Consider the following 13622-nt stretch of genomic DNA (forward strand, 5'->3'; position numbering starts at 1 on the left):
AGTGATGCCCTGTGCCCTGTGCCCCGTGCCCGTGCCCTGTGCCCTACGCCACCAGCACGTCGTCGCGGCCGCCGCGGGGCGGTGCGGGAGGCGGCGGGGGCGGTTCGGCGCCGGGGACCCAGTCCGGGTCGACGATGGCGTGCGGGACGAAGCGGGCGGTGTCGCGGGTGATGGCGGAGGCGTCCTCGCGGATGCCCATGCCGCAGGCGCGGTCGCCGACCACCCAGCTGCCCACCAGGGCGTGGTTGCCGTCGAACTCCGGCAGCGGCGCATAGGCCTGGCGGATCCAGCGACCGCCCGCATAGGGGCCGTCGCTGGTCTCGCCGCTGCCGTCCGGACGACGCAGCTCGACGTTGGCGCCCTCCCGCGAGAGCAGCGGCTTGCGGACCCAGCCCGGGGAGAGCGAGCCGCTGCCGTCGTCGAAGTGCGCCTCCAGCAGGTTGGGATGGCGCGGATGCGCCTCCCAGAGCAGCGGCAGGATGCCCTTGTTGCTCAGCACCGCCTTCCACGGCGGCTCGATCAGCTGGATGCCGGAGAACGGCAGGTGCTTGCCGAACTCTTCGACGAACAGGTCCTCGAGCGGATACAGCTTGAACAGCGTGCCGATCACGGTGTCCTGGAGGTCCGTGAAGCCGCCGTTGTCGCCGAGGCCGATGTCCTCCATCGCGATCGTGTCGCAGTCCAGGCCGGCCTGGAGGGCGCAGTCGCGCAGGTAGGCGACGGTGCCGGCGTCCTCCTCGGAGGTGGAGACGCTCGACAGGTAGAAGGGACGCGGCAGGCTGGGCGCGATGGTGGCGAAGGCCTCCACCAGCGCCTCCTGGATCGCGTTGTACTGGTCCGCGCCCATCGGCAGCAGGCTGCGGCGGCGCACGTCCTCCAGCCATTCCCACTGGAAGAACGCCGCCTCGAACAGCGAGGTCGGCGTGTCGTAGTTGAGCTCCAGCAGCCGGGCGGGACCGGTGCCCGAGTAGGCGAAGTCCATGCGCCCGTACAGGTGCGGCTGGCGCGCGCGCCAGCTGCGCAGGATCCAGTCCCAGTAGTTCTCCGGAATCGCGAGCCGGCGCAGCGCCGACTCGCTGGTCACGATGCCGTCCACCAGGTCCATCGCCATCGCGTGCAGCTCGGCGGTGGGGTCCTCGATGTCCTTCTCGACCTGCTCCAGGGTGAAGGCGTAGAAGGCCCGCTCCTCCCAGTACGGCTCGCCGTCGATGGTGTGGAAGCGGAAGCCGTATTCCTCGGCCGTGCGGCGCCAGTCCGGGCGCTCGGGGATGGCGATCCGGCGCACGCGTCAGCTGGCGGCGCCGCGGTTGGCGCTGGTGGAGCCGAAGCCGCCGCGCGCGGTGGTCACCGCCCTGTTCGGGGTGGAGGTGACCTGGGTGAAGCCCGCCGGGCCGCCGGCGCCCGGCCGGTAGATCCCGCCGTTCGGCGCGGCAGGGCGCGCGAAGCGGCCCTGGGCGTCGCGGTAGACCGGGCTGCCCTGCGCCAGCCCGGCGGCCTGGCCGCCGCGCATCATCTGCGACAGGAAGAAGCCGGCCACGAAGGGCCCGAAGAAGGAATGCCCGGTCTGGGTGCGGCGCTCCTCGCACTGCCCCTCGCCGAAGTTGGCCTCGCACTCGGCCTGGCTGGCGAACTGCGGGCTGGCCTCGACCGCGGCGGCCTGGGCCTGGCCCATCGCGTCGCGGCAGGCGTTGAGCTCGTTGCCGTCGGCGGTGCAGGCCTCGATCGAGGTGTAGAGGCCCTCGCGCAGCTGCTCCTCGGCGCTGGGCTGGCAGGCGACGAGCAGGACGGGCGCGGTGCCCATGGCGAGCAGGACGGCGGCCTTGGAACGCTTCATCGATGACTCCGGGCGGTTCGTGGAACGTGGACGGGCAATGGTCGCACATGCGCCATGAATCCCGCTGCCGTGCGCGGCCGCCCGAGGCCGTCGCCCGGCGATGACGCGGCAACGACCGGCCTCCCCGCAGGATGCGCCCTGCCCCTTCCGCGAGGACACGCGCATGATCGAGATCCTGCCCGCCGCCGACCACGTGATCGCCATGAAGGTCACCGGCTGCGCGACCAGCAACGACTACGACCGGATCATCGCCGCCATCGACGCCAAGCTCGACGCGCACGACCGCATCGGCATCTACGTCGACCTGGAGGGCTTCGAGGACATCACCGCCCACGCCATCGCCAAGGACCTGAAGTACTCGCTGGGCAAGCTCGGCGAGCTCAGCCGTTTCCCGCGCGTGGCCGTCGTCACCCCGAAGGACTGGCTGCGCACCCTGATCCGCATGACCAACCCGGTGCTGCCGCGGATCGAGATGCGCGCCTTCGACACGACCGAGCGCGAGCAGGCGCTGCCGTGGGTGAGCGAAGTCGGCATCCGCGCCACCCCCGCCGTCTGACGGATTCCGCCGCGGCGTGTCCGCGGCCCTACCGTACCGCTGCGTACGGCCCTATGCTTCCCGTCGCCCCGCGCGCGGCGCTGCGTCGCGCGCCCGTCCGGAGCCCCGCATGACCGCCCTGTTCGTCGTCCTCGCCCTCCTCGTCCTCGCCTGGGTCCTCGCCTTCGTGGGCGTTCCCCTGCTCGGCTGGGTCGGCGCCTTCGCCGCCGCCTGGATCCTCCTGCTGGCGACCGGCCTGATCGGCCCGCTCGGCGCGGTGCTGCTGGGCATCCCGCTCGCGGTGCTGGCGTTGCTGGCGGTCCGGCCGCTGCGCCAGGCCGTCGTCACCCGGCCGGCGCTGGGATGGTTCAAGCAGGTGCTGCCGGAGATGAGCGCCACCGAGCGCGAGGCCATCGAGGCGGGCGAGCCCTGGTGGGAGGCGGAGATGTTCCGCGGGCGCCCGGACTGGTCGAAGCTGCTGTCCTTCCGGTACACCGAGCTGACGCCGGAGGAGCGTTCCTTCCTCGAGAACGAGGTCGAGACCGTGTGCGCCATGGTCGACGACTGGAACGTCGAGTTCGAGCGCCACGACCTGCCCGACGCGGTGTGGGACTACCTGCGCGAGAAGCGCTTCTTCTCGATGCTGATCCACAAGGAGCACGGCGGCCTGGGCTTTTCGGCGCTGGCGCAGTCCTGCGTGGTCACCAAGCTCGCCACGCGCTCCAACGCGCTGGCGGTGACCGTGATGGTCCCGAACTCGCTGGGCCCCGGCGAGCTGCTGATGAAGTACGGCACGCCGGAACAAAAGCAGCGCTGGCTGCCCGGCCTCGCCGCGGGCACCGAGATCCCCTGCTTCGGGCTCACCGGGCCCGAGGTGGGCTCCGACGCCACCGCCATGCCCGACACCGGCGTGATCTGCCGCGGCATGCACGAGGGCCGCGAGGTCCTCGGCGTGCGGCTGAACTTCTCCAAGCGCTGGATCACCCTGGCGCCGGTGGCGACCGTCATCGGCGTGGCGTTCAAGCTCAGCGACCCGGACGGGCTGATCGAAGGCGGCAAGCGCGACTACGGCATCACCTGCGCGCTGGTCCCGGCGGACCACGACGGCATCAGCATCGGGCGCCGCCACTATCCGGGCTCGGCCTTCATGAACGGCCCGATCCAGGGCAGGGACGTCTTCATCCCGCTGGACTGGATCATCGGCGGGCTGCCGATGGCCGGCCAGGGCTGGCGCATGCTGGTGGAATGCCTCTCGGCCGGGCGCGGCATCTCGCTGCCGGCCCTGGCCACCGCGGCGGGCCAGGCCAGCTACCGCTTCGTCGGCGCCTACGCACGCATCCGCCGGCAGTTCCGCACCCCCGTCGGCCGCTTCGAGGGCGTGCAGGAGGCCACCGGCCGCATCGCCGGCTACGCCTACATGCTGGAGTCGATGCGCGCGCTCACCGCCTCCGCGGTCGACCACTGCACCCCGTCGGTGGTGACCACCATCGCCAAGTACCACATGACCGAGATGATGCGCGACGTGCTGCGCGACGCCATGGACGTGCTGAGCGGCAAGGGCGTGCAGCGCGGCCCGCGCAACCCCATCGCCGTGCCCTACCAGGCGGTGCCGATCGCGATCACCGTCGAGGGCGCGAACATCCTCGGCCGCAGCCTGATGATCTTCGGCCAGGGCGCGATCCGCTGCCATGCCTTCGTCCTGGAGGAGATGGCGGCGGCGCATGCCGACGACCTGCCGAAGTTCGACGACCTGCTGTTCCGCCACATCGGCACCACGATCAACCGCGCGGTGCGCGCCTTCACCTTCGGCCTGTTCGGCACGGGGTTGGCGAAGGCGCCGGTCGAGGGCCCGTCCGCGTACTACTTCCGCGAGCTGGAACGCATGTCGGCGGCACTGGCCTTCGCGGCCGACGTCGCCATGGGCGTGCTGGGCGGCAGCCTGAAGCGCCGCGAGCGCCTCTCGGCGCGCCTGGGCGACGTGCTGAGCCGGCTCTACATCGGCTCGGCCGTGCTCCACCATTTCCACGCCAACGGCGCCCGCGAGGACGAGGTGGTGGCCATGCGCTGGGCGCTGGACGACTGCCTGAACGAGATCGGCGTGGCCTTCGACGGCTTCATCCGCAACCTGCCCTCGCGTCCGGCGGCGGCCCTGCTGCGGCTGGTGATCTTCCCGACCGGCAACCCCTACCTGCCCGTCTCCGACCGCGACAACGCCGCGCTCGCCGACGCCATGCTGGAGCAGACCGAGTTCCGCGAGCGCATCTCGCACCTGGTCTACCGCCCGCAGGACCCCGCCGATCCGCACGCCCAGCTGGAACGGGCCTTCCAGCTCTGCCTGCGCGCCGAGCCGGCCTACGAGACCTTCCTCAAGGCGGCGGCGCGCGGCCAGGTGCAGGGCGACGACCTGCAGGCACGCCTCGCCGACGCGGTCGCCAAGGGCGTGCTGGACCAGGCGCAGGCGGACCTCGTGGCCGAGTACGACGCCGAGCGCGTCGAGGCGCTGCGGACGGACGACTTCAGCAAGGAGTACATCGCCGGCGCGTCGCGGGAGCGCTGATCCGGGGGGACGCGGCACAGGCCGCCCCTGCAGGGGGCGGCTTCGGCCTTGTCCGGAACGATGCCGCGGGGCTGTCGCGGCTGAAGCCGCTCCCACAGAGACAGGGGGTGCGGCCCAGGCCGGCCACCGCGATCCAGGAGGGCTTCGGCCCTCAGGTCAGCCAGGCCAGCAGCGACTCGATGGCGTCCTTGCGCGAATAGGGCGTCTCGCCGGCGGCGGTGAAGCGGGTGCCGGCGTAGTCGATGATGAAGGTGCCGAAGTCGGCCTCGACGTCCTCGGCCTCCTCGATGATGGTCTCGAGGTCCTCCAGCGCCTGGTCGACGCTGTCGACCTCGAGCGGCATCTCGATGACCGCGGCCCAGACGATGTGGTCCGGCAGCGCCTGCCCCTCCGCGCCCTCGCGCGCGCTGCGGGCGGCGCGTTCGAGCGCGGCCATGCGCCGCGCGTGGTGCTCGATGGCGGCTTCCTCGCGCGAGAAGAGCGCGACGGCCTCGCCCTCCTTCTGCAGGCCGCCGGTGTCGACGCGTTCGTAGCTGGAGACGACGATGTAGCTCATGGGCCTCGATCCCGGTTCCGTGGGCGCGGCGCCCACGGGGCGCGTATGAATACCAGCGTTGCCGCGTCGGATGCCAGCGTGCCGGCGGGCCGACGTGCATCGCCCCGCGCGCCCGCCGCCCAAGTGCCATCCGCGGCGCGAAGGCCGCGTCCTCGATGTCGAAACCCGGGCCGCCCGCTCGACCAGGAGCCGACTCCCCACCGGAACCCGTCCGCATGCACAAGCAGATCTTCGTCAACCTGCCCGTCCGCGATCTCGACCGCTCGGTCCGCTTCTTCGGCGCCCTGGGCTACGCCTTCGACCCCGCCTTCACTAACGAGAACGCGACCTGCATGATCGTCGGCGAGAACCTCTTCGCGATGCTGCTGGTCGAGCCCTTCTTCCAAGGCTTCATCGGCGAACGCCGCATCGCGGACACGCGCACGCACAGCGAAGTGCTGGTCTGCCTGTCCGCCGACAGCCGGGAGGAGATCGACCGGCTGGTCGCCAGGGCCATCGACGCCGGCGGCCGCGCGCACGGCGAGCCCAAGGACCACGGCTTCATGTACGGACACGGCTTCGTCGATCCCGACGGCCACATCTGGGAGCTGGTCCACATGACGGGCGTGCCGCAGTCCTGAGCGGCGCACGGCACGGGGGCGGGAGCGTCGCTCCCGCACTTGCGCGCGTCGATTATTTCGTTAATTCTGGATATATGGATTCGAAGACCGCCATCGACGTGCTCGGCGCCCTCGCGCAGCCGACACGGCTCTCCGCCTTCCGCCTGCTCGTCGAGCACGCGCCGGACGGCCTGCCGGCCGGCGAGGTCGCGCGCCGGCTCGCGGTGCCGCAGAACACCCTGTCGGCGCATCTCGCCGTGCTGGCCGCCGCGAAGCTGGTCGCGGCGACGCGGGACGGCCGCTCGATCGTCTACCGCGCAGAGCTGGGCACGCTGCGCGCACTGACCCTCTACCTGCTCAAGGACTGCTGCCGTGGTCGCGCCGAGGTCTGCGCGCCGGTGGTGGCCGACCTCCTCCCCTGCTGCCCCACGAGCGAACGATGACCGAGCGCGCGTTCAACGTCCTGTTCCTGTGCACGGGCAACTCCGCCCGCTCCATCCTCGCCGAGGCCATCCTCAACGCCGATGGCCACGGCCGCTTCCGCGCCTTCTCCGCGGGCAGCCAGCCCAGGGGCCAGGTGCATCCGCTCGCCATCGAGACGCTGGAACGCGCGTGCCTGCCGACGGCGGGGCTGCGCTCGAAATCCTGGGACGAGTTCGAGGGCGAAGCGGCACCGCCGATGGACTTCATCTTCACCGTCTGCGACAACGCGGCCGGCGAGACCTGTCCCTACTGGCCCGGCCATCCGATGACGGCGCACTGGGGCATCCCCGACCCTGCCGCGGTCGAGGGCAGCGACGAGGCGAAGCGCGCCGCGTTCGCCACCGCGCTGCGCCAGCTCAGGACGCGCATCGGCCTGTTCACGGCGCTGCCGGTCGCCAGCCTGGAGCGCGACGCGCTCCAGCAGGAACTCGCTGCCATCGGGCGGGCCGGCTGACGTGTCCGCCATCGCCGCCCCGCGCCGCCTCGGCGTCCTCGACCGCTGGCTGACCCTGTGGATCCTGCTCGCGATGACGCTGGGCGCCCTGCTCGGCAGCGCCGTCGAGGGCCTGCCTGCCGCGCTCGACGCCGTCTCCGTCGGCGGCACCAACCTGCTCATCGCCGCCGGCCTGATCCTGATGATGTACCCGCCGCTGGCGCGGGTGCGCTACGAGGCCCTGCCGCGGGTGTTCGCCGACCGGCGCGTGCTGCTGCTGAGCCTGGTGCAGAACTGGCTGATCGGCCCGGTGCTGATGTTCGTGTTGGCGGTGGTCTTCCTGCGCGACCAGCCGGAGTACATGACCGGCGTCATCCTCATCGGACTCGCACGCTGCATCGCCATGGTCCTGGTGTGGAACGAACTGGCCGGCGGCGACAACGAGTACGTCGCGGGGCTGGTCGCCTTCAACTCGATCTTCCAGATCCTGTTCTTCGGTGCGTACGCCTGGTTCTTCCTGAGCGTGCTGCCGCCGGTGCTCGGGCTGGAGGCAGGCATCATCGACGTCGGCGTGGGCACCATCGCGCAGGCAGTGCTGGTGTATCTCGGTCTGCCCTTCCTCGCCGGCTTCCTCACCCGACGCACGCTCGTCGCCCGCAAGGGAGAGACCTGGTACGCGGAGCGCTTCCTGCCGAAGATCGCGCCGGTGACCCTGGTCGCGCTGCTCTTCACCATCGCCGCGATGTTCGCGCTGAAGGGCGGCGAGGTCCTGCGCCTGCCGCTCGACGCGCTGCGGATCGCGCTGCCGCTGGCGATCTACTTCGTGGCGATGTTCGTGCTGAGCTTCGCGATGGGGCGCTGGATCCAGACCGACCACCCGCGCACCACGGCCATCGCCTTCACCGCCGCCAGCAACAACTTCGAGCTCGCGATCGCCGTGGCCATCGTCGCCTTCGGCCTGGCTTCCCCGGTTGCCTTCGCCACCGTCATCGGCCCGCTGGTCGAGGTGCCGGTGCTGATCGCGCTCGTCCACGTCGCGCGCCGGCTCGGCACGCGCTGGCATGCCGCGGAGGCGCGCGCCTGATGCCGCTGCGGACGCTCCCCGACCCGGACCACCTTCCCGCGCTCGACCGGGCGCGGCTGCCGCCGGATTCGGTCCCGGCCGGCGCCACGCCGCCGCGCATCCTGCTGCTGTACGGCTCGCTGCGGACGCGCTCGTTCTCGCGGCTGGCGGTGGAGGAAGCCGCGCGCATCCTGCGCCATCTCGGCGCGGACACGCGCATCTACGACCCGGTGGACCTGCCGCTGCCCGACCATCCGGATGCGGCGGCGCATCCGGCGGTCGAGGAACTGCGCGCGCTGTCGGCATGGTCGGAGGCGCAGGTGTGGTGCTCGCCGGAGCGCCACGGCACGCTCACCGGCGTCATGAAGGCGCAGATCGACTGGCTGCCGCTGGAGAGCCAGGGCATCCGCCCGACCCAGGGCCGCGTGCTCGCGGTGATGCAGGTCTCCGGCGGCTCGCAGTCGTTCAACGCGGTCAACGCCCTGCGCCTCCTCGGCCGCTGGATGCGCATGTTCACCATCCCCAACCAGTCCTCCGTCGCCAAGGCCTGGCAGGAGTTCGACGCACAGGGTCGGATGCGCCCGTCGCCGTACTACGAGCGCATCGTCGACGTGATGGAGGAACTGCTGAAGTTCACCCTGCTCACCCGCGGGCACCGCGACGCCCTCGTCGACCGCTACTCGGAGCGGCAGGGCGCGCGCTGACCGCCCCACGGCATGGCATGCTGCCGCCCCTTCGCCTCTGCTTCCCGATGCGCCTGCTGATCGTCGAAGACAACCGCGCCCTGGTCGCCAACCTGCTCGATTACTTCGAGGCGCGCGGCGTCGCGCTCGATGCCGCGCCGGACGGGCAGACCGGCCTGCACCTGGCGCTCGCGCAGCGCTACGACGCCGTCGTGCTCGACTGGATGCTGCCGCGGCTCGACGGCCGCGCGGTGCTGCACCGCCTGCGCGAGGCCGGCTCGACCGTGCCCGTGCTCATGCTGACCGCCCGCGACGAACTGCCGGACAAGATCGCCGGCTTCCGCGCCGGCGCGGACGACTACCTGACCAAGCCCTTCGCCCTGCCGGAGCTGGAGGTGCGCCTGGAGGCGCTGGTGGCGCGGGCCGGCGGCCGGCACCGCGCCCGCGTGCTGGAAGTGGCCGACCTGCGCTTCGACCTCGGCTCGCTCGAGGTGCGCCGGGCCGGCCGGCGCCTGCACCTGTACCCGGCCTGCCGGAAGCTCCTCGAGGTGCTGATGCTCGCCAGTCCAGCCGCGGTGACCCGCCAGCGCCTGGAGGAGGCGCTGTGGGGCGACGAACCGCCCGACGGCGACATGCTGCGCTCCCACATCTACGAGCTGCGGCGCAGCGTCGACGGCGACTTCCCGGTCAAGCTCATCCACACCCTGCCCCGCGTCGGCTACCGGCTCGCCGCGGACGCCGCCGATGCCGCGCACCCCTAGGCCCGGCCTGCAGCGGCAGATCACCGTCGGCCTCGTCGCCTATGCGGTGCTGCTGTCGCTGGCGCTGTTCGCCCACGGGCTGCTGGTCAACGAGCGCGCGGAGCGCATGGTCTGGCAGTCGCTGCTCGACATCGAGATGTCGCACCTGCTCGAACGCATGGCCGAGGACCCCGACTATCCCCTGGCGCGGACTGCGGGCCTTGCGCTGTTCGTGCAGGGCGGCGACCCCGCGCACGCGCCGCCGCCCGGGCTCGCGGCGCTGCCGCCGGGCCTGCACGACGGCATCGACCTCGACGGGACCGAACGCGTGGTGCTGGTGCGCGACGCGGGGCCACGGCGCTACCTGCTCGCGCTCGACATCGAGGACTTCGACCGGCACGAACGGCAGCTCGCCATCCCGGTCGTGGTTTCGTCGGCGATCATGGTGCTGCTGCTGAGCGTGGCCATCGCCTTCGGCGCGCGCCTGCTCGCGGGACCGCTGCGCGAGACCGCGCGCCGCATCGGCGCGCTGGAACCGGACCGCCCGGGGCAGCGGATCGAACTGCCGCCGAAGGCCAGCAGCGAGCTGGTCGTCATCGCCGACGCACTGAACGACTACCTCGACCGCAACGCGCGCTTCGTCGAGCGCGAGCGCGCCTTCCTCGACAGCGCCAGCCACGAGCTGCGCACGCCGGTCGCGGTGATCGCCGGCGCCTCCGAACTGGCCCTGGCCCAGCGCGACGTGTCCGCCAGCGTGCGCGGCCAGCTGGAGCGCATCCACCGGACCGCGCGCGGCGTCGAGCAGCTCGTCGCGCTGCTGCTGGTGCTGAGCAAGGATCCCGCGCGCCTGACGGCGACCAGCGACCGTTTCGACCTGGCGGAACTGCTGCCGGACATCGTCGACGACCACCGCCATCTCTGCCGCGACAAGGACCTCGTGCTGGCGCTCGCCCCGCTGCCGCGCTGCGAGCTGGTCGCGCCGCTGGCCATCGTCCGCGCAGCGGTGGGCAACCTCGTGCGCAACGCCATCGAGAACAGCGACAGCGGGGAGATCCGCATCGCGCTCTCGCCGCAGGGACGCGTGGACATCGAGGACCCCGGCCACGGCATGTCGCCCGAGGAGGTCAGCCGCATCTACGCGCGGCTCGCGCGCGGCGGCGGCCGCGATGGCGACGGCGACGGCATCGGCCTGGACCTCATCGCACGCCTGTGCGAGCACCTCGGCTGGCAGCTCGACATCGCCTCCCTGCCGGGGCGCGGCACGCACGTGAGCCTCGACCTGGGGCGCAACCGCGCAACCTGAGGCGGGAGGCGTTCTCCGCTCCTTGACGGAGCGCTCAACATGCTCGCGGCGATGTCAGGCCCGCCCCCACTCGTCGAACCGCGCCCCGAAGGCCTGTACTGCGCGGCCGGCGACTTCCACATCGACCCCTGGCGCCCGGTGCCGCGCGCGGTGATCACGCACGGCCACGGCGACCATGCGCGGGCCGGCTCGGGCGAGTACCACCTGGCCGCACCGGGGCTGCCGATCCTGCAGTGGCGCCTGGGCGACCAGGCCTATCGGCCGCACGCCTACGGCGAGGCCTTCTCGCTGGGCCGCGCGCGGGTGAGCCTGCATCCGGCCGGCCACGTGCTGGGCTCGGCGCAGGTGCGCATCGAGGTGGACGGACGGGTGTGGGTGGCCTCGGGCGACTACAAGCGCGACCCGGATCCGACCTGCGCGCCCTTCGAGGTGGTGCCCTGCGAGACCTTCATCACCGAGTCGACCTTCGGCCTGCCGATCTACCGCTGGCGGCCGACGCCGCAGGTCGCCGCCGAGATCCTCGACTGGTGGCGCGGCTGCCGCGCGCGCGGGGAGACGGCCGTCCTGTTCGCCTACGCCCTCGGCAAGGCGCAGCGGGTGCTGGCGGAACTCGCCGCGCTGGTCCCGGAGGCCGAGCACGCGGCGCACCGCGTGCTGCTCCACGGCGCGATGGCGCAGGGCGTGCGCATCTACCGCGAGGCCGGCGTCCGCATGCTGCCGACCGAACCCCTGTCCGAGCAGCCGGAGGGCCGCCGCGCCCGCACCGACGCCTTCGTCGGCGAACTGGTGCTGGCGCCGCCCTCGGCGGCCGGGAGCGCGTGGATGCGGCGCTTCCGCCGCGCCTCGCGGGGCTTCGCCTCGGGCTGGATGCGGGTGCGCGGCAATCGCCGCCGGCGCGGCTACGACCGCGGCTTCGTGATCTCCGACCACGCCGACTGGCCGTCGCTGCTGCGCACCGTGGAGGAGACCGGCGCGCGCCGCGTGCTGGCCACCCACGGCGACACCGACACCCTGGTGCGGGTGCTGCGCGGACGCGGGCTCGACGCGCACACGCTGCGCACCGAGTACGGCGACGAGGACGAGGGCGCATGAGGCGCTTCGCCGCGCTCTATGCCGCGCTGGACGCGAGCACCTCCACGCTCGACAAGCGCGCGGCCCTGCGCGACTACTTCCGCGAGGCGCCGCCCGCCGACGCGGCCTGGGCGCTGTGGTTCCTGTCCGGGGGCAAGCTCGCGCGCATCGCGCGCACCGGCGAGCTGCGCGCCTGGATCGCCGAGGCCAGCGGCCTGCCGGAGTGGCTGATCGAGGACAGCTACCACCACGTCGGAGATCTCGCCGAGACCCTGATGCTGCTGCTCGACGACCCCGCGCCGGAAGCCGAGGTCGACCTGCCGCTGCACGTGTGGATCGAAGACCGTCTGCGCCCCGTCGCCGGGCGCGAGGAGCCGCTGCGCAAGGCGGTGGTGATGGCGGCCTGGGCGGGACTGCGCGAGCCCGAGCGCCTGGTGTTCAACAAGCTGCTGACCGGCGCGCTGCGCGTGGGCGTGTCCACCCGTGCGGTGCAGCAGGCCCTGACCGAGCACTCGGGCGTGGACATCGCCCTGCTGGCGCAGCGCATGATCGGCGACTGGGCGCCCACGCCCGACTTCCTCGCCGGCCTGCTGTCGGGCGAGGCCACCGAGGCCGACCGCGAGCGACCCTATCCGTTCTTCCTGGCCTCGGGCATCGAGGCGGCGCCCGCTCCCCCGGGCGCCGGCGCGTTCGCGGACCTCGCCGAGTGGCTGGTGGAGTGGAAGTGGGACGGCATCCGCCTGCAGCTCATCCGCCGCGGCGGGACCGCGGCGCTGTGGTCGCGCGGCGAGGAACGGCTCGACGGTCGCTTCCCGGAGATCGAGGCCGCGGCCATGGCCCTGCCGGACGGCTGCGTCCTCGACGGCGAGCTGCTCGCCTGGAACGCGGCGGAGGACCGGCCGCTCCCCTTCACCGCACTGCAGAAGCGCATCCAGCGCCGCAGGCCGGGCCCGAAGCTGCTCGCCGACTGCCCGGTGCGCGTGCTCGCCTACGACCTGCTGGAGGAGGGCGGCGAGGACCTGCGCGCGCGACCGCTTTACGAACGCCGCGCGCGCCTGCGCAAGCTGCTCGCGACCTATCCGGATCCCCTGCTCGCCCTCTCGCCCGAGGTCGCCCCGCGCGACTGGGCCCACGCGGCGGCCCTGCGCGCCGAGGCGCGCCGCCGTTGCGTGGAGGGGCTGATGCTGAAGCGGCGCGACTCGCCCTACCGGCACGGCCGCGCCCGCGGCGACTGGTGGAAGTGGAAGGTCGACCCGCTCACCGCCGACGCGGTGCTGATCTACGCCCAGCCCGGCCACGGCCGGCGCAGCACGCTGCATACCGACTACACCTTCGGCCTCTGGGACGGGGATGCGCTGGTGCCGGTCGCCAAGGCCTACTCGGGACTGGACGACGCCGAGATCCTGCGCCTGGACCGCTGGATCCGCGCCAACACCCTGGAGCGCTTCGGACCGGTGCGGGCGGTGCGCCCGGTCCACGTCTTCGAGCTCGGTTTCGAGGCGGTCAACCTCTCCGGCCGGCACAAGTCCGGCATTGCCGTGCGCTTCCCGCGCATCCTGCGCTGGCGCCACGACAAGCCGGCAGCCGAAGCCGACCGCCTCGACACGCTGCGGGCGCTGGCACGGTGAGCCCGAAGCGGCAGCGCGTCACGCCGCGGGACATCGAACGGGCGCGCGCGGCGCGTCTCGCGCGCCAGCATGGCACCGCGCCGGACGCCGGCGGCGCCGCGCCCGCGCCGCCGCCCGAGCCGGTCGCGCCGCTGGGC

The 13622-nt window shown here is 72.6% G+C and carries 14 protein-coding genes; 11 read left to right on the forward strand and 3 right to left on the reverse strand.

Annotated features, from left to right (window positions below):
* Window positions 1–43: 43 nt before the first annotated feature.
* Both ACFO3Q_RS16310 and ACFO3Q_RS16315 read right to left on the reverse strand, forming a co-directional pair.
* A complete protein-coding gene (locus tag ACFO3Q_RS16310; protein WP_377005874.1) occupies window positions 44–1285 on the reverse strand; it encodes a glutathionylspermidine synthase family protein in 1242 nt (413 codons plus the stop codon).
* Between the two features lie 3 nt (window positions 1286–1288).
* On the reverse strand, window positions 1289–1834 hold the full coding sequence (locus tag ACFO3Q_RS16315; RefSeq protein WP_377005876.1) for a DUF1190 domain-containing protein: 546 nt from the start codon (window positions 1832–1834) through the stop codon (window positions 1289–1291).
* A 163-nt stretch (window positions 1835–1997) separates the two neighbouring features.
* Here ACFO3Q_RS16315 and ACFO3Q_RS16320 point away from each other — a divergent pair, with 163 nt between their 5' ends.
* Entirely contained in the window at window positions 1998–2390 is a 393-nt protein-coding gene (locus ACFO3Q_RS16320; protein WP_377005877.1) for a SpoIIAA family protein, read from the forward strand.
* 109 nt (window positions 2391–2499) lie between these two features.
* Window positions 2500–4926, forward strand: coding sequence for an acyl-CoA dehydrogenase (locus ACFO3Q_RS16325; protein WP_377005879.1), 2427 nt, complete (start codon window positions 2500–2502; stop codon window positions 4924–4926).
* A 151-nt stretch (window positions 4927–5077) separates the two neighbouring features.
* Here the strand turns inward: ACFO3Q_RS16325 and ACFO3Q_RS16330 are convergent, their stop codons facing one another.
* Window positions 5078–5482, reverse strand: a complete 405-nt coding sequence (locus ACFO3Q_RS16330) for a hypothetical protein (protein ID WP_377005881.1) — start codon at window positions 5480–5482, stop codon at window positions 5078–5080.
* A 215-nt stretch (window positions 5483–5697) separates the two neighbouring features.
* Between ACFO3Q_RS16330 and ACFO3Q_RS16335 the strand changes: the two genes are divergently transcribed.
* The 9 genes from ACFO3Q_RS16335 (at window position 5698) to ACFO3Q_RS16375 (ending at window position 13485) form a co-directional block, all read left to right on the forward strand.
* A complete protein-coding gene (locus ACFO3Q_RS16335) occupies window positions 5698–6102 on the forward strand; it encodes a VOC family protein (protein ID WP_377005883.1) in 405 nt (134 codons plus the stop codon).
* A 74-nt stretch (window positions 6103–6176) separates the two neighbouring features.
* The gene (locus tag ACFO3Q_RS16340; protein ID WP_377005885.1) at window positions 6177–6524 is read left to right on the forward strand and encodes a metalloregulator ArsR/SmtB family transcription factor; all 348 of its coding nucleotides are present in this window, start codon (window positions 6177–6179) and stop codon (window positions 6522–6524) included.
* A complete protein-coding gene (locus ACFO3Q_RS16345) occupies window positions 6521–7018 on the forward strand; it encodes an arsenate reductase ArsC (RefSeq protein ID WP_377005887.1) in 498 nt (165 codons plus the stop codon). Before ACFO3Q_RS16340 ends, ACFO3Q_RS16345 begins: the two co-directional genes overlap by 4 nt.
* A 1-nt stretch (window position 7019) precedes the next feature.
* On the forward strand, window positions 7020–8081 hold the full coding sequence (arsB, locus tag ACFO3Q_RS16350) for an ACR3 family arsenite efflux transporter (protein ID WP_465251336.1): 1062 nt from the start codon (window positions 7020–7022) through the stop codon (window positions 8079–8081).
* Window positions 8081–8764 (forward strand): arsenical resistance protein ArsH, encoded by a 684-nt coding sequence (gene arsH / locus ACFO3Q_RS16355; RefSeq protein WP_377005889.1) that lies wholly within the window; start codon window positions 8081–8083, stop codon window positions 8762–8764. Before arsB ends, arsH begins: the two co-directional genes overlap by 1 nt.
* 47 nt (window positions 8765–8811) lie before the next feature.
* The gene (locus tag ACFO3Q_RS16360) at window positions 8812–9504 is read left to right on the forward strand and encodes a response regulator transcription factor (RefSeq protein WP_377005902.1); all 693 of its coding nucleotides are present in this window, start codon (window positions 8812–8814) and stop codon (window positions 9502–9504) included.
* The gene (locus ACFO3Q_RS16365; protein WP_377005891.1) at window positions 9488–10786 is read left to right on the forward strand and encodes a sensor histidine kinase; all 1299 of its coding nucleotides are present in this window, start codon (window positions 9488–9490) and stop codon (window positions 10784–10786) included. The genes ACFO3Q_RS16360 and ACFO3Q_RS16365 overlap by 17 nt, the downstream gene beginning before the upstream one ends.
* A gap of 51 nt (window positions 10787–10837) precedes the next feature.
* A complete protein-coding gene (locus tag ACFO3Q_RS16370; RefSeq protein ID WP_377005893.1) occupies window positions 10838–11878 on the forward strand; it encodes a ligase-associated DNA damage response exonuclease in 1041 nt (346 codons plus the stop codon).
* Window positions 11875–13485 (forward strand): ATP-dependent DNA ligase, encoded by a 1611-nt coding sequence (locus tag ACFO3Q_RS16375; protein ID WP_377005895.1) that lies wholly within the window; start codon window positions 11875–11877, stop codon window positions 13483–13485. Before ACFO3Q_RS16370 ends, ACFO3Q_RS16375 begins: the two co-directional genes overlap by 4 nt.
* Window positions 13486–13622 lie beyond the last annotated feature (137 nt).

The organism is Coralloluteibacterium thermophilum (assembly GCF_042654365.1).
Taxonomy (GTDB): Bacteria; Pseudomonadota; Gammaproteobacteria; order Xanthomonadales; family Xanthomonadaceae; genus Coralloluteibacterium; species Coralloluteibacterium thermophilum.